General features: G+C 52.3%; 13 protein-coding genes. 6 read left to right on the top strand and 7 right to left on the bottom strand.

Going from position 1 to position 20,178, the window contains the following annotated elements; genetic code table 11:
- Positions 1-209: 209 nt before the first annotated feature.
- From MJQ68_RS10755 to MJQ68_RS10745, 3 genes are all read left to right on the top strand, one after another.
- Complete coding sequence (locus tag MJQ68_RS10755) at positions 210-842, top strand: transposase (protein ID WP_238751111.1); 633 nt, start codon at positions 210-212, stop codon at positions 840-842.
- A 276-nt stretch (positions 843-1,118) separates the two neighbouring features.
- Positions 1,119-3,149 carry an alkaline phosphatase D family protein gene (locus MJQ68_RS10750; protein ID WP_238751110.1) on the top strand — a complete coding sequence of 677 codons (2,031 nt, stop codon included), beginning with the start codon at positions 1,119-1,121 and terminating at the stop codon, positions 3,147-3,149.
- 174 nt (positions 3,150-3,323) lie between these two features.
- Positions 3,324-5,549, top strand: a complete 2,226-nt coding sequence (locus MJQ68_RS10745) for a sodium-translocating pyrophosphatase (RefSeq protein ID WP_238751109.1) — start codon at positions 3,324-3,326, stop codon at positions 5,547-5,549.
- A gap of 60 nt (positions 5,550-5,609) precedes the next feature.
- Here the strand turns inward: MJQ68_RS10745 and MJQ68_RS10740 are convergent, their stop codons facing one another.
- The gene (locus MJQ68_RS10740) at positions 5,610-6,218 is read right to left on the bottom strand and encodes a Uma2 family endonuclease (RefSeq protein ID WP_238751108.1); all 609 of its coding nucleotides are present in this window, start codon (positions 6,216-6,218) and stop codon (positions 5,610-5,612) included.
- Positions 6,219-6,261: 43 nt separating this feature from the next.
- Between MJQ68_RS10740 and MJQ68_RS10735 the strand changes: the two genes are divergently transcribed.
- From MJQ68_RS10735 to MJQ68_RS10725, 3 genes are read left to right on the top strand one after another with little or no spacing between them, the layout of a single operon-like run.
- Positions 6,262-7,413 (top strand): 5-(carboxyamino)imidazole ribonucleotide synthase, encoded by a 1,152-nt coding sequence (locus MJQ68_RS10735; RefSeq protein ID WP_238751107.1) that lies wholly within the window; start codon positions 6,262-6,264, stop codon positions 7,411-7,413.
- A gap of 31 nt (positions 7,414-7,444) precedes the next feature.
- Positions 7,445-8,491: a zinc-dependent alcohol dehydrogenase gene (locus MJQ68_RS10730; protein ID WP_238751106.1), complete on the top strand. Its 1,047-nt coding sequence runs from the start codon at positions 7,445-7,447 to the stop codon at positions 8,489-8,491.
- Positions 8,492-8,507: 16 nt separating this feature from the next.
- The gene (locus MJQ68_RS10725; RefSeq protein WP_238751105.1) at positions 8,508-9,374 is read left to right on the top strand and encodes a DUF58 domain-containing protein; all 867 of its coding nucleotides are present in this window, start codon (positions 8,508-8,510) and stop codon (positions 9,372-9,374) included.
- A 144-nt stretch (positions 9,375-9,518) separates the two neighbouring features.
- Here MJQ68_RS10725 and MJQ68_RS10720 read toward each other — a convergent pair whose 3' ends face one another.
- From MJQ68_RS10720 to MJQ68_RS10695, 6 genes are all read right to left on the bottom strand, one after another.
- A complete protein-coding gene (locus MJQ68_RS10720) occupies positions 9,519-9,938 on the bottom strand; it encodes a hypothetical protein (RefSeq protein ID WP_238751104.1) in 420 nt (139 codons plus the stop codon).
- A gap of 158 nt (positions 9,939-10,096) precedes the next feature.
- Positions 10,097-12,235: an AAA family ATPase gene (locus MJQ68_RS10715; RefSeq protein WP_238751103.1), complete on the bottom strand. Its 2,139-nt coding sequence runs from the start codon at positions 12,233-12,235 to the stop codon at positions 10,097-10,099.
- Between the two features lie 232 nt (positions 12,236-12,467).
- The gene (locus MJQ68_RS10710; RefSeq protein WP_238751102.1) at positions 12,468-14,678 is read right to left on the bottom strand and encodes a DEAD/DEAH box helicase family protein; all 2,211 of its coding nucleotides are present in this window, start codon (positions 14,676-14,678) and stop codon (positions 12,468-12,470) included.
- A gap of 218 nt (positions 14,679-14,896) precedes the next feature.
- Positions 14,897-16,012 (bottom strand): phosphoadenosine phosphosulfate reductase domain-containing protein, encoded by a 1,116-nt coding sequence (locus MJQ68_RS10705; protein WP_238751101.1) that lies wholly within the window; start codon positions 16,010-16,012, stop codon positions 14,897-14,899.
- Positions 16,005-19,205: an AAA family ATPase gene (locus MJQ68_RS10700; protein WP_238751100.1), complete on the bottom strand. Its 3,201-nt coding sequence runs from the start codon at positions 19,203-19,205 to the stop codon at positions 16,005-16,007. Before MJQ68_RS10700 ends, MJQ68_RS10705 begins: the two co-directional genes overlap by 8 nt.
- On the bottom strand, positions 19,186-20,073 hold the full coding sequence (locus tag MJQ68_RS10695) for a DUF4007 family protein (protein ID WP_238751099.1): 888 nt from the start codon (positions 20,071-20,073) through the stop codon (positions 19,186-19,188). The genes MJQ68_RS10700 and MJQ68_RS10695 overlap by 20 nt, the downstream gene beginning before the upstream one ends.
- Positions 20,074-20,178 lie beyond the last annotated feature (105 nt).

The following is a 20,178-nucleotide window of genomic DNA, read 5'->3' as shown; positions in this document are numbered from 1 at the left end:
GCCGGGGGGGAAATGAACGCCGCCCGCAACGGTTCGCACCCTCCAGGTGCGGTGTGGGCGGGTTACGAAGATTGATCATATGCCAGACCAGTAATGGACCGCGGCTGGAAGCCACGAACCGGGGGCTGTGCTTGCAATATTTAAGCGACATAATCTCCACCTTGCCTATCTCATACTACTTTACGGGTTTTAATAAGCAACCTAAACCCATGAAAGAAGGCTACGGCAAACTCCCCCACCGTCCCTTTCGGCATATACCCATGCATATCGTATACCGGCTGAAGGGTAGTCTGCCCCAGTCAGTGATCGATCAATTGCGGTCGCAACAAACTGAGCTACGCCTTCAGTACGCACCCACCGTTCAGGGTCGGGCTTTAGCAGCGGAGGCATTCGAGGAAAAGTTGGACAGTGCCCTCCACGCTCGATCCAACGGACCCTATCACCTCGCCGATCCGTCAATAGCTAAGCTTATCCTGAATTCCTGGACTTTCATCGCAGAGCAGTTGGGTGTATTGGTTTATACGGTGTGCGTGATGAGCAATCATGTTCACGTGGTAGCCCGCAGTGCATCGGGCCTGGATATAGATGCTGGACTTGTTATGGGTAAGCACAAATCATTTACTGCCTCTTCGGCGAATAAAATATTAGGCCGTGTCGGTAAGAGCTTTTGGGAGGTGAGCTACTTCGACCGCGATATTCGGGAGGGCACCTTTGATACGGTGATGTGGTACGTGCTCAATAACCCAGTGACTTGTGGACTCGTAACTCATTGGGAGGAGTGGCCCTATACGTACCTCCATCCGGATTACGCCGATCTCTACCGCAGATCCAATCATCCTTAAATGATGGAACATAGTCTCCGCTCACAAACATAAGAGAGGTATATCACAGCCCCGGCAGAGATGCCGGGAACCACCACCGGTTCGTGGCTTCCAGCCGCGGCACATCACACAGGCAGCACAGCCCCGGCAGGGATGCCGGGAACCACCACCGGTTCGTGGCTTCCAGCCGCGGCAACATCACACAGGCAGAACAGCCCCGGCAGGGATGCCGGGAACCACTAGGCATATACTACGGAGACCCTCTACTACCTTTAGTACTTCGTAACCCCAGTCCAAATGCGTCGTCTCACCTACTGCCTACTCCTCATTACCCTTTGCACCGGCGTGCGCGCCCAGATGCTGTTTACGCACGAACGGCAACTGCCGGGGGCGGAACAGCTAGTGGTGCAGGATGACCTATACCCCTTCTACCACGGTGTAGCCTCGGGCGATCCCCTGGAAGACCGGGTGATCATCTGGACGCGCATCACCCCCGACAGCCTGAACGGCGCCGCCGTGACGGTAGACTGGATCGTAGCCACAGACCCCAAACTCACTACCGTGGTAGGTCAAGGCACCCTCACCACCGACGCCAGCCGCGACTATACCGTGAAGGTGGACGTCACCGGCCTGCAGGGGGGCACGACCTATTATTACGGCTTTACCGCTCTGGAGCGCAACTCCCTCACCGGCCGTACCAAGACCACCCCCGGGGGCACCACCGAGCACCTGCGCTTCGGGGTGGTGAGCTGCTCCAATTTTCAATCGGGTTACTTCAATGCCTACGGCCGGCTGGCGGAGCGCAACGACCTGGATGCTGTAGTGCACCTGGGCGACTACATCTACGAGTATGCCAATTTTGCCGTTGGGGTGGGAAACCCGGCGGTGTGGGACGATCGGGTCATGGAACCGGCGGGAGAGGTCATCGACCTGTTCGACTACCGGGCACGCTTCAGTACCTACCACCTGGATATGGACCTCATGGCCCTGCACCAGCAACACCCCATGATCGCGGTGTGGGACGACCACGAGTTTGCCAATAACAGCTACACCGGCGGCGCCACCAACCACCAGGAAGGCGAAGGCCCCTGGGAAGACCGCAAGGCCGCCTCCAAACAGGCCTACTTCGAGTGGATGCCGATCCGGGACACCCCGCAGGAGACCGTGTACCGGAGCCTGTCGTACGGTACCCTGGCCGATCTGATCATGCTCGACACGCGCATCGTAGGCCGCGACGAACAGGCACCCCTGACCAGCGATCCGGACCTCTACTCCCCCGACCGCACCATGCTGGGGACCACCCAAAAGGCCTGGTTCAAGGACCGGCTATCCGCCTCGACCGCCAAGTGGAAGCTGATCGGCAACCAAGTCATCTTTTCGGAATTCAATATCGGCTGGGCGGGTGCGCTGATCGGGGAATCCTTCGAGCGGGCCGAAAGCACCTTCCTGGATATCTGGGACGGCTACCCCCGTGAGCGGACCGAGCTCATCGATTTCATCAAAGCCGAAGAGATAGGCAACGTAGTAATCCTGACCGGCGACTTTCACACCAGTATGGCCTACGAGGTCACGGATGCGCCGGTAGCGCTGAGCTTTCGGGAGGAGGACGATCTGGGTACGGTACCGATCTACGCCCCCACCCCCTACGACCCAGCCACCGGAGCGGGGGCGGTAGCCGTGGAGTTCGTCTCGCCCAGTATCGCGTCGGCCAACTTCGATGAGACCACCTCGCTGCCCATCGCCCTGGCGCTGCAGGGACAGCTCAATACCCCGATCCGCCCACGGGCCGACCTGAACCTCGGCAACCCCAACCCCCACATGAAGTACGTAGACCTCACCAGCCACGGCTACTACATCCTCGATGTACTGGAAGACCGGGTGCAGGCCGACTACTTCTACACCCCGGTGCTGGAGCGCAGCCTGTCGGAAACCTTCGGACAGGGACTGAGCAGTCCGGCCGGTGGCCACCACCTGACCATACAGGCCGCACCCGCCAGCGGCAAGACCGTCCAGGACGCGCCGGCGCCGGCCGATCCGCCGGGCCTGATCAGCGCCGTATCGGCACCCAGCGACCTTACGGTGCTCGCGCTGTCCCCTAATCCGACGGCCGGTCGGCTCAATCTGCAGTATGCCGTGAAGCAGGCCGGGGAGGTGCGCATCAGCGTGATCGACGCCGGCGGACGGGAGGTGCAGGAGCTACAGCGGGGGCGGCAGCCGGTAGGATTGTACAGCCTGCGGGCCGACCTGCGGGAGCTGGCGGCAGGGGCCTACCTACTGCGGGTAAGCTCTATCGGAGGAGTGACCGTGCAGCAATTTATCAAGCGGTAAAGGGGGAAGGGGCCGAACAAGCAGCCGAAAAGTAGTAGCTTCGTCACGCTTTAATTCGGTCAACGTCTTTTGAAGCGCGGGCTTCACTCCATTTTCTGCTTCCCCGCGGCCATCTTGATCGCTTGTTCTCGAAGACATACTCTGCTTCCACCACAAGTCAATCTTACTGCATTTATGGTTTCAACTATACTCATGGCCGTACCCGTACTGGGTATCGTAGCCCTCATCTTTATGGCCATCAAGTCCGCCGGCGTCTCCCGGCAGGACCCCGGCAACGAGCTCATGCAGCGCATCGGTAAGAACATCGCCGACGGCGCCATGGCCTTCCTCAAGGCCGAGTACCGGGTACTGGCCATCTTCGTAGTCGTCGTAGCGGCCATCCTGGCCTTCACCGCCGACTCCGTCACCTCGAGCTGGATGATCGCCGTAGCCTTCATCCTCGGCGCGATCTGCTCGGCCCTGGCCGGCTTCATCGGCATGAACGTAGCCACCAAGGCCAACATCCGCACCACCCAGGCCGCCCGCGAAAGCCTCGGCAAGGCCCTCGGCGTAGCCTTCGACGGCGGTGCCGTCATGGGACTCGGCGTGGTCGGTCTCGGACTGCTAGGCCTGGGCTCACTCTTCTTCATCTTCGAGGGACAGTTCGTACCAGCCGGTATGGACCTGGCCGACGGCAGCCTAGCCTCCCAGGAAGCGATCCTGCGGGTCATCACCGTGATCACCGGCTTCAGCTTCGGTGCTTCGTCCATCGCCCTGTTCGCCCGCGTGGGTGGGGGTATCTACACCAAGGCTGCCGACGTAGGCGCCGACCTGGTAGGTAAGGTAGAAGCCGGCATTCCGGAAGACCACCCGCTGAACCCCGCCACCATCGCCGACAACGTTGGTGATAACGTAGGCGACGTAGCCGGTATGGGCGCTGACCTGTTCGAGTCGTACGTCGGCTCCATCATCGGTACCATGGTCATCGGCGCGGCTTACATGACCAATCAGGCCTTCTACACCACCGAGCTGGACGGACTCAACGCCGTACTCCTCCCCCTGGTCGTAGCCGGTATCGGTATCGTAGCATCCATCATCGGCACCTTCTTCGTGCGGGTCAAGGATGGCGGCGATCCGCAAAAGGCTCTCAACCTGGGTGAACTCATTGCCGCGGCCATCATGCTCGTCGGCACCTTCTTCGCCGTCACCGCCCTGATGCCCGCCGAGTGGACCAGCATCAACAGCAACGGCGAGACCCTGGTGTACACCAGCTACGGCATCTTCTACGCCATCCTGCTCGGCCTCGTGGCCGGTCTGGCCATCGGCTACATCACCGAGTTCTACACGGGTACGGGCACCAAGCCGGTGCAGGGCATCGTGGACCAGTCCATGACGGGCGCGGCCACTAATATCATCGCCGGTCTGGCGGTAGGTATGCGCTCTACGGCCTACCCCATTCTCGTGCTGGCTACGGCCATCATCGGCTCCTACTACTTCGCCGGACTCTACGGCATCGGTATCGCCGCCGTGGGTATGCTCGCCAATACGGGCATCCAGTTGGCGGTCGACGCCTACGGCCCCATCTCCGACAACGCCGGTGGTATCGCCGAAATGGCCGGTCTGCCCAAGGAAGTGCGCGAACGCACCGATAAGCTCGACGCCGTCGGCAACACCACCGCCGCCATCGGTAAGGGGTTTGCGATCGGCTCGGCTGCCCTGACCGCCCTGGTGCTCTTCGCCGCCTTCATGCAGACGGCCGGTATTACCGCCATCAACGTCGCCGACCCCTACGTTACCGCCGGACTCTTCCTCGGTGCCATGCTCCCCTTCCTGTTCAGTGCCTTCTCGATGGAGGCCGTAGGTAAGGCCGCCAACGACATGATCCAGGAGGTACGCCGCCAGTTCAACGAGATTCCCGAGCTCAAGGCCGCCCTGGAGGTGATGAAGCGGTCCGGACACGACGAGAGCAAGTACTCGGCCGCCGACCTGGCCACCTACCGCGCCGCCGACGGCAAGGCCGACTACGAAAAGTGCGTCGAGATCTCCACCAAGGCCTCCATCCGCGAGATGGTGATGCCGGGCCTGATCGCCGTGGTCACCCCCGTCATCGTAGGCTTCGCCGGCGGTGCTGAGATGCTTGGTGGCTTGCTAGCCGGTGTAACTTCCGCGGGCGTCATGATGGCCATCTTCCAGTCCAACGCCGGTGGCGCCTGGGACAATGCCAAGAAGATGTTCGAGGAGGGAGCTTCCGTACAGGGCGTGATCTTCCACAAGGGCAGTGAGCCGCACAAGGCCGCCGTCGTCGGTGATACTGTAGGCGATCCCTTCAAGGATACCTCCGGACCATCCCTGAATATCCTGCTCAAGCTGATGGCCGTTGTGGCCCTGGTGATCGCACCCCTGCTGCGCGAGGTGCTGTAGTCTGCAGCGCATTCACCGGTCTTGCTAGCCCCCACTGACCTAAGCGCGGTGGGGGCTAGTTTATATAACTAGGTCGGCTACGGCAAAGTCACCCGGGTGAAGACTGGCAAAGGTGTCTCCGGTGCGGAAGGTCTCTTTTGTCCCGTACTGCCCCTCCGCCGTAGGACCGGTGTAGCGCTCAATCTTCTCGGCGTAAACGTTCACGATCCAGTATTCCTCGATTTCGGCTACCGCGTAGGTAGCCAGTTTGATGGTCCGATCGCGTTGCAGCGTGGAGTCGGCTACTTCTACTACCAGCAGTAGATCGGCGGGATAGGGATGGTGATCGTAATCTTCCAGCGGCCCCTTCGCCAGGTATATGTCTGGCTCGGGCTCTGAGTCATTAGCTAAGGTGATGGGATTCTGAATTCCGATAGTATAATCCTGAGCTGGAAATCGTCCAAAAAGCAGGCGAGAAATCTTATTGACGACTTTGCCGTGTTGAACACCAATCGGGGATATAGAGACTAATTTTCCAAAAAGCAACTCCACCTTATCGTTTTTCGTGAAAATACCGGCTTCGATGGCCGCGTGGTACCGGTCCAGTGACCAGTGGAAGTGAGACTTCTCCGAGACCTCCTGAACCGTTGAGCGACTCATGGCTTCCGATTTTTGGAAAGGATAACGCATGCTCCCAAGATATAGGTTTCCCTATTCTATTACCTTCACCCCCATGCCCACCTTCCCCAAACTAGGTATCCTCGGCGGCGGCCAGCTCGGTAAGATGCTCTGTCAGGCCGCCACGCCCTGGCACCTGCCCACTTACGTCCTCGACAGCTCCGAGCAGTTTCCCGCCGCCCCCTACGCTACCGTATTCCAGACGGGCAGCTTCCGCGACTACGGCGACGTGATGGCCTTCGGCCGTGGCCTGGACGTGCTCACCATCGAGATCGAGCACATCGACACCCGGGCCCTGCACGAGCTGGAGCAGTCGGGCGTACGGGTCTACCCCCAGCCCCACATCATCGACCTCATCAAGGACAAGGGACTGCAGAAGCAGTTCTACGCCGATCATGGCATCGCTACTACGGACTTCCAGCTGTTCGACAGCAAGCAGGACGTCATCAGTGCGGTGAACGCAGGTGCGGTGACCATTCCGTTCGTACAGAAGTCCCGCACGGGGGGCTACGACGGACAGGGCGTCAGCGTGATCCGCTACCGGGAGGAAGTGGAAAACAAGCTACTGGACGGTGCCTGTATCGTGGAGCCCCTGGCCGATATCGACAAGGAGCTGGCCGTGATCGTAGCCCGCTCCGCCACCGGCGAGGTGAAGGTGTACAACACGGTAGAAATGGAATTCCACCCCACCGCCAACCTGGTGGAGTTTCTGGTCTGCCCCGCCGCCCTGGACGGAGACACCGACGGCCGCGCCACGAAGCTGGCCGTCGAGGTGGTGCAGCAACTGGAGATCGTAGGACTGCTCGCCGTAGAACTGTTCCTCACCACAGACGGTGAGATGCTGGTCAACGAGGTGGCCCCCCGTCCGCACAACAGCGGGCACCACACCATCGAAGCCTGCGTGACCAGTCAGTACGAGCAGCACCTGCGGGCCATTCTGGGGCTTCCCCTGGGCGATCCATCGCTCCTGCGCCCCGCCGCCATGGTGAACTTACTGGGTGCGGAAGGCAGTCACGGCCCTACCCGCTACGACGGCCTGGAGGACATCCTGGCGATCCCCGAGGTACACCCCCACCTGTACGGGAAGTCGGAGACGCGTCCGTTCCGCAAGATGGGTCACGTGACCGCCCTGGGGGATACGGTAAAGATCGCGCGGGAACGGGCGGCGCGGGCGCGGGATGCGCTGCGGGTGATCGCGGAGGAATAGTACCTTGGGTGGCTCAAACTACCCAATACCCATGGCCTCCAAAATGCAAATCGCCGAGCTGTCCTTCGTACCGGCGGGGAGTCCGGATAGCCAGCCGGTAGCGGTACTGGAAGCCCCCGGGAAGATTGTACTGCGGTACGCCAAGATCCCGCAACCCGGTCCTGACGAGATCCGTATCAAGATCCACTACGTGGGCATCTGCGGGTCGGACGTAGAGACCTACCGCGGACTGCGCAAACCGGAGTTCATGACCCTGCCCGCCCGGCTGGGCCACGAAGTGTCGGGCGTGATCGATGCGGTAGGCCGTAGCGTGCACACCCTGAAGCGGGGGATGAAGGTGTCCTGCCGCTACGTGTGGGGGGCCTTTGCAGAGTACATCGTGTGCCGGCCCTTCAACGTGAAAGTGGTACCGGACGATTTTCCGGACGAGGAGATCAGTTCGCTCGAAGTGCTGCCGGGCATCCTGCACGCTGCCGAACTGGCGCGGATCGGTCCCAACACCCGCGTGCTGATCACCGGACAGGGGGTGAGTGGACTGGTGATGACGCAGGTGATCGCGCTGTACAGTCCCAGGGAGCTGGTGGTGACCGATCTGCACGACAAAAACCTGCAGTTGGCGGAGCGGTACGGGGCTACGGCGACCTACCGCATCCCCACCGAGCACACGCCGACCATGGACGTCGTGGGGACGGATCATCCGGACGGCTTCGACGTGGTGATCCCGTGTCTGCTGGAGGGCGACGGTATGGTGGACGCGCTGGACGCCTGTGCCTTCGGGGGGCGGATCGTGATGTACGGTTGCATCGGCACCTGTACGGCGCACTTCGACTTCTTCAAGATGCACAAGAAGCGGGTGGACATCTACTCGACGGAGCCCAAGTCGGACATCGCCATGCGGCGCTTCTGGCAGGAGGGGCTGCAACTGGTGCAGGACGGCCTGGTGAATACGGTCGATATGGTCACCCACCGCTTCCCCCTGGCGCGGGTGGCCGAGGCCTTCCACCTGCGCGACGACAAGGCGGCGGCCGGGGCCATCCACATCCTGATCGACTGCCGCCGGAGCGACGCTGCGGACTAGCCCGTACCTTTCCCCCATGGAAACCACCGAACTGCTCAAGCGGGTGCGCCGCATCGAGATCAAGACCAAGGGACTGAGCCGGCAGATCTTCTCCGGCGAGTACCATTCGGCCTTCAAGGGTCGGGGCATGTCCTTCTCCGAGGTGCGCAGCTACCAGTACGGCGATGACGTGCGCAACATCGACTGGAACGTGACGGCCCGCTCCGGCGAGCCCTACGTCAAGGTCTTCGAGGAGGAGCGCGAACTGACCGTGATGCTGCTAGTGGACATCTCGAAGTCGAGCTACTTCGGTACCGTGAAGCAGCCCAAGAACGAGCTGATCACCGAGATCTGCGCGGTGCTGGCCTTCTCCGCCGCCCAGAACAACGATAAGGTTGGGCTGCTGCTGTTCAGCGACCGGGTGGAGAAGTTCCTGCCGCCGAAGAAAGGCCGTGGACACGTCCTGCGCATCATCCGCGAGCTGCTCGATACCCGGCCCGAGGGCGGGGGTACGGACATCGGTATGGCGCTGACCTACTTCACCAATATGGTCAAGAAGCGCAGCATCTGCTTCCTGCTGTCGGACTACCTGGCCACCGACTACGAGCGTCCGCTTCGCCTGGCCGCCCGCCGCCACGACCTAGTGGGCCTACACCTCTACGACCCCCGCGAGCGCGAACTGCCCGCCGTAGGCCTCCTGCGCGCCAAGGACGCCGAGACCGGCAAGACGCAGTGGATCGACACCGACAGCGCCCGGGTGCGCGACCGCTACGCCGGTTGGTACAACGACACCATGGACTACTTCAACGCCGCCTTCCGCCAGAGCGGCGCGGATACCCTGAGCGTGGAGACGACGGAGGATTACGTGAAGGAGTTGCTGCGGTTTTTTAAGCGGCGGGGGTGAGGGGGGTTGGGGTACGGTAAATAGTGGATGTTTATTTGCCCGTAGCTTATCTTATGTGAAGTCGGCGGTTCAAAGTGGTCCACCTTAGCTGCGTATCTAAAGCGATTCTCTTGGTCGAATAAGTTTGATCCCTGATTAGTCCTCCTAATCTACGTTAGTAGCTTCTTGCTCCTGCTGCATGGTAGATTCTGCATCACTGGTTACCAAAGGTTTAGTGATAATATTCATGAGGGCAGTCGGAGCTATGAATGCGTTAGCGTCGTCTTCTAACATTTCTTTGATGAGTTGTAATCCGCCGTTAGCGTAGCTTTCTGTAGCAGTAGTAATTACCTTGATGACCTTACCAATCGATAGCTTGCCTTTTTCTAATTCGATGAAGTCAAAGTCAGATTTGACAAAAGAGGCCATAAACATGTAATCTTGTAGATCAGTGAAATCTTCGCGATCTAATCTGTTACTCTTACGTCCCCATAGGTGAATCGGGTAACTAAAGTCTACTTTTTCTTCATCTTCACCGATTGGCTCAAACTCATCTTTATAAAGACCAAGAAAGAAAGCATACATGTAAAGTTCGTAGTTATTAGAGAAGTGCTTACCTAGACTAGCTTTTCTGTCGCCCTCCGCACCGAACTTCTGTGATAGACTATCGAACAGTTCTTTGTGTCTAATTGAGTACTTGGGCTTTTTGTTAGCCCACTCGTTCTTAAGATCGTTACTATTCTTCATATTTCTTCGATCAGTGTGTCGATGGTACGCAATTGCTGCGGGTCAAAAGGTCTTTTGAGCTGTAGTACGTAGGCTTTGTTGCGTTTGACGTTCGCAAAATCTGACTTAACCACCGATTTGCCATTCTCATCCTTCGTAAGGAAATTGTAGAATAGGACAATTCGCTGCTGATCAGACTCTGAGACAATGTTGAGAAACTCTTTAGTCTTGGGTTCACCAAAGGACGAAGTGGGTGCGTCGAAAATCATTGGGAAAGACTCTGACTTAGTGTCTTTCGCTAACATTGCAATTGCAAAGAGAATAGCCATGTGCATCGTTGTTTCTAATGACTGATTGGAACTAAAAGCTTCATCGTCCCCTGTTACCAACCTAATCTTGATTTTGGGATCTCCTCTAAACCAGGTCAAATCAAAGACAACTGTCCCTGTGAAGGAATCAACATTGATGCGTTGCAGGATTTCGTTAGTTTTTCGTTCCAGGTCCTCGACGAATTCCCGGTAGAGTCTCTCTTCAGTGGAAGTAAAAATCTCCTCCACATCGCGGAGTAGATTTTGGGCGTTAATGAGAAAATGATCAACGTTATCATTATCTAAGCGGTCTTTCTCTTTATGCCGTTCAGCTCTCTCACTTTTTAACTTGGCAATACTTTCCCCCAGTACTGAGATACGACTTTTGTCCGCATTGATATTGTTCGTCCACCTAGTGTACTGGCTCAGTACGGTGGTCAGTCGTTCGGCTCCAATTTGTGATCTGCCAACGATCTCATTTCTCTCCCCTTTCTCAAACTCAAGTCTCTCCTCCAATTTACTAATATCGGTTTTGCGTCCTTGGTTAAAATTGAACAGGGACTCTATGCTTTGCTTCACCTCGGCGAAGACGTTCCCTTGATCATTCTTGGTGTCGGTGAGTGTTATCAGCCGCCGCAGGTAGTTATCAGTAAAAAGTTTGTTTTTGTTAGCCTCCTCCCTAGTTCTCCTTATATCTTCCTCATACTCTTCTAACCGTTGGACCATAAACCTGAAAGCTTCTGAATCAGGCTCAACTATCCGGTTACACATTTTACAAAAGTGCTCATTGATCATCTCCTTTACGTACCGCACTGAAGGAACGTTGATTGGAAGCGGATTACGGTTTCCCTGTAGCGTAATCTTTTCGCGTTCCTGTTGCTTACCAACTTCTCGTTGGTGTGTCCGATCAGCTTCTCGCTTTTGCTGTTCAATTTCCTCAACCTTTTCCATGAACTTGACCTGGAAGGGCGCGAAATTGGCCAGGATCCACTTATCATCAAACAGATAGCTTGTATACTTCTCTTTGAGCTGTGAGCGCCTAGTAGTAAGTTTGGTTTCTACGTCTTCAATGCGCTTGTTGACGATCTCTAGCGCATCTGCGTTAGCAACGTATGCTTCAGCTTGAGCCTTATGTTCCTCCGTTTGTGTTAGATTATTCCGTAATGCATGCAGCTCTTCTTCCTTAGGATTAATCAGACTAGTAAGTAGCTCAATATCTGCCTTTGCTTTACTCAGTTTGAGTTCATTCTTCTTATTGGTACGGGATGCATCATCAACTGCTTTTTCCGCTTTCTTTTTTAGTAGCCTGCCAAGATCGGTGTACTTACGATAGTGTTTACCCTGACTAAAATTATCTATTAGTATAGTAAGTGCGTCAGTATTATTGAATATGTTGAGTGCCCCCTCCCCTTCAAACATTAGGTACTTTCGCAGATTAGGTGGGAACAGTTGATCTAATACAAGTTTCCCGTTGGCAGGGCTGCGCCCCTGAGCATGGGTTACTGTAGCGGTAAGATTAGTATCGCTCGCATTGATACTACCATCTTGGCCGCGCTGAACCGTAAAATACCGTTCGACTACCTTAGTCTCTTCGAACTGTGTCGCCTTGACTTTTACCCCTACTCTGATGGGATCCTCTGGTGCTGTTTCGTACAGCGCCTTTTTAGAGACCACACCCGAAAGCTGTGATGGTGGCAGATCGTTCAATAGAAAGGCAATGGCTTCGTAGAATTTAGTCTTACCATTACCGTTGTCTCCTAAGATCAGGTTGAGTCCAGATGCTAGGTTGACGGATTTTCTTCCGAAGTAGCACATGTAGTTTTCAATCGTAATTTCTTCTATTCGCATTACAGGTTAGTGTTGGCAGTCTGCAGGTAGTTAATCACTTTAGTTCTGATGATGTTATCACTATCGTCCTTATTCTCTTTCCCCTCCAAGATCATGGCAATCGTGCGGACGATGGGATGGTCAGAGGACAATCCATCCGATACCCTTTCTGGGAGTTCAGCGGAATCAATTTTGTACTTTTCTTGTAGTAAAGGATGTTGTAAGAACTCCTTAAAAATGTCATCTTTTCGCATTAAGGGATTGGGTCTATACTTAAGTTGTAGTATTCTAAAGTGGGTTGAAGAACTTTGAATGAATCGATCTGATTAACGGCAAGAGTAGAAAAGTTTCTTACTCGTTCTAGCTCGCTTCTTACTAGCGATCGTTCAATATTGCGGTTTTGCTCATCATTAGGTTGGGGAACAACGATCAAATCGTATATCTTAGCCATACTTTTATCTGGATGCTGTCGTAGGATTCTACCGCGTCGTTGAATGAACTGTCTAGGATTTCCAGTACTGGCACAGAAAATAGCTAGCTCCGCACGTGGTATATCAACTCCTTCATCAAGACACTTCATGGAACAAAGTACCTCAGTACGACCGTCTACAAATCGCTGTAGCACGGAGTCGCGATCTTTCGTTTGAGCTGTATACTGCTCGACGGTTATACTCTCATCCGTTTCGACTACTGCGCGAGTATAGCTGTCGATAAGTTGCTGCGATTCAGCACTTTCTATGTATTGATCAGACCGAGCGTAGTTGGGTTCCTGACCTTCGGGGACGTAGACGAGTGTAAAGCGAAGGTGTCCCCTTTGTGCGAACTCCTTTGCGAGAATCTGCGTGAATGCGCGTAACTTATCCGCTGCCTTATGAATAATTCGTTTGCGCTTCAGCAGCAGCATTTCCACATGCTTACCTGTTTGGTACTTACCCGTTTGACTATCAATGAACTTGGTGAGTTGACGAGACACAGAAACATACTCCTCCATCTCCTCGTCGGTCAACCTTACAATTACGGGATGATAGGTGTAAGAACATAGGATCTTGGGTTCCTCCCAGATAGCTTTAAACATAGAGTAGGAAAAGCAGTAGGGTGACCGGTCAGAGAAGAACGTCTCGATAGCCTCGTTACCAAGCATGTCGTATTTTCGATCAATAGTGGCCGACAAACCAATCCGGCGTTCGAATGGTAGTTTTTTAACTGCCCTTTTTACTTGTGGAGCCCCGACATTGTGTGCTTCATCAGCAATAATTATGATGTCGTCAGACAGTCCAGCGAGTTGCCTTTGAAATTTAGTATTTACGAACGAGGCATACGTAGCGACTATGATAAATGATGGATTACTCAATTGTGTCATGGCGCCGTAGAAGGCAACGGTGTCTGCCCATTTGCTACGGGAACTCACAGTGATTACCTGTTCAAAGTTGAATCCTTTACACTCTTTCGTCCACTGCTCGGCCAGCGCTATGGTTGGTACAAGAATAAGCGCGCGGTAGTACCCTTGTTCTCGGTATTCTTCCAGCAAGCAGTTCAGCGCAGTCAAGGTTTTACCAGTACCCGTTGCCATAGCAAAAATTCCTTGCCGGTTATTAGAAACCCAGGCCTGGTAAGCCTGGACTTGGTAGTCCCGCGGAGTTTCATAGGGGAATTTTGGCTCGCGCAAAATCTTTTCGATTAACTGATCAAGCTGTTGTTTCTTTTTCCTAATACGTCTAGCGGAAGCGGGTTTTATTTTACTAAACAGCGTCTTCTCGTCTTCCAGTAATTGCTCAATCGTTCTTCCTCCAAACTGCTCGATGATTACCTCTTGGATGTTACCGGGTTCTAGGTATTCCACTTGGTCAGTTTGCTGACGGGTAAAGAGCAGCTCAAAGTCTGTCTCGAACTCCTCGATTGCCTTTACCGATTGGCGGCCGTCAAACGATTTGTTGACGATCATTGACTCCTGATTTTCTACGAGTCCGGAATACGTAAAATTGCAGGAACCAGAGAATATAACTTTGTGCACTCCATCAAACACAAGTCCTGATTTGTGATGGGAGATTCCCCTACCGGACTTGGGGCGAATAACGACAAATTGAATACGATCTTTCGCGATCAACCAAGCAAGGCAGTTGAAAAAGTGGGTACCATAACTTCCGAGTGCTTCCCTGATTTGTGTAATGTTGTGTGTGCTGAACTCTAGCGAAGCTGATAAATTATTTTGCCCTTGAAGCAGAGCCTCCTTATCGCTCGTGGTATAGAAGTGGTTGGTAATCAATCGCATTCGTCCTCCGCCATAAAGGAACAGTGCGAAACCTTCAGACAATACTCGCAGAGAGCCGGAACTGAAGTAGCCTAGAAGCAGGTCAAATCGTTTAGCTACCGGTAGCACGTCCAGGAAAAAATCAATGGGCTCAAACCCTTCCTTGAAGGATTGGTATTTTCCGGACTCTGGATATGTGAGGTGAGTTAAGTTCAACTGAGATTCGATCTACTCTATACCTTCACGTAAGTCTAGGCTTACTAAGGTAGTAAAATTTGGAAAGCTAGGATTTATGGAGTACAATTTACCGAGACATTGTATGTGGTTTACATTTTGGCAACCTCTCTGCCAGTGCTACCGAAGATTCAAACTGTTTATGGCATTTCTACGTGCCATCATCATTTCGGGGGTAATCAACATAGCTAAACTAACTACTAAATGAAGCAGGCAGCACAACCCTCTCCCTCCGCTTCTTCAATTCGATCGAGAAGGTAAGGAGAATCGTTCGTTGCTTCTCGCTTCTTTTGCTTCTTAGCATAGTCCTCTTTAATCTGAATGATCCTCTGTGGAGAGATCAGTTCTGCTAGGGTCTCATTGTCCATCCAAGAGTACCCATCCCCTTCGTACTTCATAGCCTGTTGATATAATTCAGGATGCTGTTCATACAGCCAGACCCACTCGATTTTCTGCTGAAAAAAACAGAAGTAACAACCAGAACGACTACGAGCGTAGGTGCCAGATGCGTCCTCGGTAGTAAAATCTTTAGGAAGATAATAGGCAGGAACCCCTACCCCACTCTCCTTGAGCAAAGCGAAGATGTCATCACGGACCAAGTTCTCTTCGTTGTCCAAAAGAGGGAAATGATCTACCATACTCAGAGGGTAGTCAGTGAACTCTTTAATGAATCGAAATACTACATAGTTGAAGTCACGAACCCCTAGGTTTAGCAGTCGATCAAGTTTGTGATCTCGATCCAGTGTCATAGACACTGGCTCCTCCACGAGCTCTATTATTCTTTCTAGGCGATCCTCATCTACTACCTGCTGCCGGTAGAACTCGGAAATCACTTCAATGACTTCATTGCTCAGTATTTGCTTAGTGACATCCAAGCTCCAGATATTTCTTCGAAAGGGGAATATTGATTGGATGTTACTCTTAGTCGAGATGTAACCCTCTCGGTCCTCATCCCCCCGGATGCCTACGTAACTGATGACTGGATCATTGCCGATGTACCGTTCGAATGGTTCTAGCTTCAGTTTTTTCGTACACCATCGGGCACTGGAAGAAGGTAGAAACCCGCCATAAGTCTGGAGGAAGTGATCAAATGGATTGAGGTGACTGTCTCCGGAACCTTTCAGCTTGAGAACTGAGCAACCGAGGTAGCTTTCCAAATTCTTGATCAGTTGATAGGTTTCGTCTAGCTCCTTGCCGGTATCGCAGAAGTAGTATTCCAGGTCTAGGCCTGGGTAGAGATCGTTTAGATAAATTGCAAGTGCAGAACTATCCTTACCACCCGAGATACCAATAACGTGCCTCACTGTATCATTCATCTAAGAGATCATTTAAGAGTTCCGTAAGTACGGTGATTGAAACGGTCCTATCCTTCCCTAAAATATTTAGAACATCCTTTTTCTTTAACTTCAATTTCTTCTGCTTGACTTTACCGAGTTGAAGAACCTGCCGTTTGCGGGCCGAACCCACAGACTGGAGTTCAACTAGTATAAAGTCATGAGGGTTGGACTCACCGTCAACCTTTCGAGAGATGTCGACTACGTTGTCCATCTCCTGAAGCATGGATGCAAACGCTGCATACAGTTTTGATTCGTCCTTATCATTTATTCGATCTAAGGTTTTACCGACGAGACTCTGCGCGAGAGAGCTGAGATAGGGACCGTCTTCGAGGTCCGAAGTAAGGCGTTGGTGAAAAACAGTCTGCCGTTGTGAGAGAAGTGATGTCTGGAGGTCAGCAAATCTTGTAGGGAACTCCTCACGGGCATTCTCGTAGCCAGTACTATCTCTAATGTACAATTCAAAGCGGCGAAGCAACTCCTCGTAAGAAGTACGAATCTCGCGAATTACTGATTGCAGTTCCTCGATGTAAGTTCTTACTCGTTCATCATCTGCAGATAGTTCCTGCTTAGATGTACCTAAGGCAAGGGGAAGCTCTCGGAAGAAGAGTGCCTCGGGGTCTTTTGTCTTAGATATGGCATCCCGTACTGTGAGAGCTTTACCAGACAATCGCTGCGTCTTTTTAGAATAATTATTTAGACTTCGGTAGAAGCTTAGGAAGGGGCGGACTGTCTCGATGAAAGCATCGTTGGTGGGTGAACGTTCGCGTTGATCGAGAAACTTTCGGTACCGCTTGAACAGCTCTAGGTCGACACCTTCAACTTGAAAGGTCTTGATAAAATACTTGTGCGGGTGCCGTAGCACGAGCTCTAAGGTTTCATTGGAGATAGCGGGGATGTAAGCGTCGCCCTCATAGAGCGCATAGTCGTTCCTCCGGATGAATAGTACGAGGGGCACCCAAAACTGAAGGAATCCATATTTGAGTTTTAGGGGAGGTTGCATCAAATCATCGATCAACTCGCGGACACTACGTTTTCCGGAGCGGCTGGACTGGATAAAGTTCAAAGATTTGTTCCACAGGAATTCAAAACTGGGATCGGTGGGGTCCGTAAAGGTTAGACCGCCTTCATCAGTCTGCCTGATCATACCCTTTGCTTTGACTAAAGAAAGGAAGATCGTCTTTTCAGGTGGGAATAGGTGAGACTCAAAACCCCAATTGGGTTCGGCAGACTCATGAACAAGCTTGCGTAGGAAGTTCCGATGAGCTGACCGGATGGCACTAGTAGTCTTGGTTTTGTTAATCAGTTCGCTACTATACACAGGAGTTTGGGAGTAGACTGTATCGGCGAGTTGAGATAGTCGCTGGTTGAACTCCCTTTCATCTCTGATGACATGTTTGCCCTCAAAGTCGATCCAGTGTACGCTGCCCATATCGGAGGCGAGGTTGTCTAAGACGTAGTGATTCAGCAACCGCTTCTGGTGCTCTAAAATATTTTTGAGTTCACGAATGGCTACTCTATCACTCTGATTAGTTTCAATAACCTTCTCGATCTTCTTAATTTCGAAGATGAGCCGCTTTATCTCGGATGTGTTATGGTAGAGTCCATATAGAACTGGAGACTGCTGAATTTTTGCAAAATCTTGTACGTCGCTGATAGTTAGGGACTCGCTAAAGACCAGATTAATAATTCCGTCAATTTCACCGGTGATGTGATGGTTCCGTAGGTTGTCGGAAATTACATACTCAAAGAAGCGGGGCGTTCCTTTACGGTAGTAAATAGATTTAGCTAGAACAACTCTAAAGTCAAAGTACTCTTTAAGAGGTGTTGTCACATCGGCTATGCTCTCAATCAAGTTGCCCGCCTCGTCAATGGCTAATTCAATATCTAGGTCTGTTCCATCGAATAGGACATAGCGTCGGTTGAACTTAGTATAACGAATGAGGCGGTGAAGTACAAGTTTATTCAGAACTACTTGAGGATCCTTGATCTTGAGGGCTCGTTTACCGTAGTGTCCGAGAAACTTGTCATCCAGTACCATTGAGCCGGACCCGAAGGTGTTCAATAGGCCAATCGTCTTAATAAGCGCCTCAGCGTCTAGTAAATCTTCGTCACAAATCCCCTCCACCCGCTCTAAACTAGCGGCCATCGAAGCCCACTGTACGTAATGCGGGTTGTTTTTGGTGGTGATAACACCGAAAGAGTGCAGTAAGTAGTCGTAGACATCGGCAATGCTGAAGTAATCGCTACGTCTTTCCTTTTGAAGACCCATATGATCGGCACTTTCTAGGAAAGAGAACAGCGATCGATCATTCTGTCCGTAGCGTTGTAGGGCAAGGGTTAAAATAGCAGCGGATAGGATGTCTAAGGGGTAAAGTTTTTGAGCAATGTCCTCACTTAGGTAGTCCCTGAGGGGAAAGCTTCGAGACTCTTTAATTGCCTTAAAGAGTTTGCGAAACGCATAGGGGCGACTACGCTCCTGATCATCTAGACGTTCGGATGCAAGAAATAGAAGTTGCTCAACCGGTTCGTTAAAAGTAATTTCTTTGAAGCGGCCCTGCACTTTGCTCCATTCATTCTGCTGTTGCTTAGTCAGGTCATAGCCGTAGGCGCTGAAGTTCTGGTGTAGCGTAGCGATTAGGAGTAAATCTGCATTCTCATCATTAGCGTACTCTGCTAGTTCCTGTAGGAAGTAAGTTTCTTCCTCTGGATCATGCTTAGCAGCGTACTCCAAAAACTTCCCAAATTCATCAATAACGATGAGGAGTCGTTTGTATCTACCTGCCTGCCGATTGTACTCTTCTCCTATAGCGGCGAGAACATCATCGGTAGAGTATTCATCTTTCGTAACGCCGAACTCCTCGGCAAATGTCTCAATGATGGATCGGTATTCTCCTACAATATTGATGACGTGGAAAGGACGAAAGTCTGCCTCTGGAGTGGGGAAATAAGACTTGCTACCAGCTAATGTTTTGGCAAAAGCCCACAGAAACATCGATTTTCCTGAACCGTAAGCGCCAACAATCACATAGGATCGTACTGCTGTTGAAAGTCCTGTCAGCACGCTACCCGCTACTTCCTTACTGTTCGGCGTAGGGATGTAAGGCAGTGCCTTACGACGATCACGTTTGATATTAACCGAAGGGGAAAAATTCTTATTGTGGGTAATAGGCATCTAGAACCGAAAATTTGTTAATTAGAGACGTTGAAATCTGGAGAACACGGTTACCGGCGGTTTCGGAGTAGGAACACGCGGGGTCGAACTCAATTATCTGCTGAATCTTGCGATAAAGACCTTCCTGCGAAAGGGCAAAAACGCTACCTGGAGAATCTGGTGCATTGTACAAGTCCTGAAAAGTGATAGAATTAGAGAAACTATCATTGTCCAGAATTGAGTACAAGACGATTTGCCAGGGAAGGGTATCCCGATAATCCGGTGAAATAACGTGATAGTCAACTATTGTATCACGGATGATATCAGCTTTACTCTTCTTTTCTAGGATTCGAAGTTCGTAGAGTAGCCCACTGAAATCATCCTCTAGGTCTGATTTCTTCTTAAGACTAGGAGCAACGTAGTTATTGATTAAGACCGTGATATCGCGCTTAATCGTATTTGAACTGTAAGTAGTTCCTTGTTCCTCACAAGTACGTTCAACGTAAGCCTGCAACTGCTCAAATTGAAACTCAGGCCGCAGTCGTCTGAAGTCATTAAAAACAAGACCATAAAGGGAAGCTCGCTTAGTTTTCACTAAAAGATAGTGAAGTAACCAAACCGAGCCAATGGATTCCAAGTATGGGTCTTTACCCTTTTCTGAAAAAAGGTAGCGACCCATGCGCGTTAGTTGGTCATTATCCTCGATGATATCGAATGCCTTAAGCCAAAAGCGAATGGACCTAACCATGTTCTTTCCGACTCCTAGTTCTACAACAGCGTCGTCAGCAGCAAAACTCATCTGCGGATTGCTGACAAAATCAGCTCCTTTTTTAAGCCAGAATTGCTTGCAGATAAAAGATTCGTGTCCTGAGAAAGATAGTTTACCCATGGGTGTCAAGTTGAGGTAGATCCAAAATCATCTGGCTCCAGCAAGTAGACAAATGTATGAAACGTTTTGTGGGAAATAGATAGTTACACCCAAAGTGAGAGGTAG

The sequence above is a fragment of the Neolewinella maritima genome, from assembly GCF_923081025.1.
Lineage (GTDB): Bacteria > Bacteroidota > Bacteroidia > Chitinophagales > Saprospiraceae > Neolewinella > Neolewinella maritima.
This window is presented reverse-complemented; position numbering and strand designations above follow the sequence as displayed.

Coding starts and splice junctions, on each gene's coding strand:
- MJQ68_RS10745 (WP_238751109.1), top strand. CDS start 3,324: ATGGTTTCAACTATACTCATGGCCGTACCCGTACTGGGTATCGTAGCC.
- MJQ68_RS10750 (WP_238751110.1), top strand. CDS start 1,119: ATGCGTCGTCTCACCTACTGCCTACTCCTCATTACCCTTTGCACCGGC.
- MJQ68_RS10705 (WP_238751101.1), bottom strand. CDS start 16,012: ATGAATGATACAGTGAGGCACGTTATTGGTATCTCGGGTGGTAAGGAT.
- MJQ68_RS10720 (WP_238751104.1), bottom strand. CDS start 9,938: ATGTATGCTTTCTTTCTTGGTCTTTATAAAGATGAGTTTGAGCCAATC.
- MJQ68_RS10730 (WP_238751106.1), top strand. CDS start 7,445: ATGGCCTCCAAAATGCAAATCGCCGAGCTGTCCTTCGTACCGGCGGGG.
- MJQ68_RS10715 (WP_238751103.1), bottom strand. CDS start 12,235: ATGCGAATAGAAGAAATTACGATTGAAAACTACATGTGCTACTTCGGA.
- MJQ68_RS10700 (WP_238751100.1), bottom strand. CDS start 19,205: ATGCCTATTACCCACAATAAGAATTTTTCCCCTTCGGTTAATATCAAA.
- MJQ68_RS10755 (WP_238751111.1), top strand. CDS start 210: ATGAAAGAAGGCTACGGCAAACTCCCCCACCGTCCCTTTCGGCATATA.
- MJQ68_RS10740 (WP_238751108.1), bottom strand. CDS start 6,218: ATGCGTTATCCTTTCCAAAAATCGGAAGCCATGAGTCGCTCAACGGTT.
- MJQ68_RS10725 (WP_238751105.1), top strand. CDS start 8,508: ATGGAAACCACCGAACTGCTCAAGCGGGTGCGCCGCATCGAGATCAAG.
- MJQ68_RS10695 (WP_238751099.1), bottom strand. CDS start 20,073: ATGGGTAAACTATCTTTCTCAGGACACGAATCTTTTATCTGCAAGCAA.
- MJQ68_RS10735 (WP_238751107.1), top strand. CDS start 6,262: ATGCCCACCTTCCCCAAACTAGGTATCCTCGGCGGCGGCCAGCTCGGT.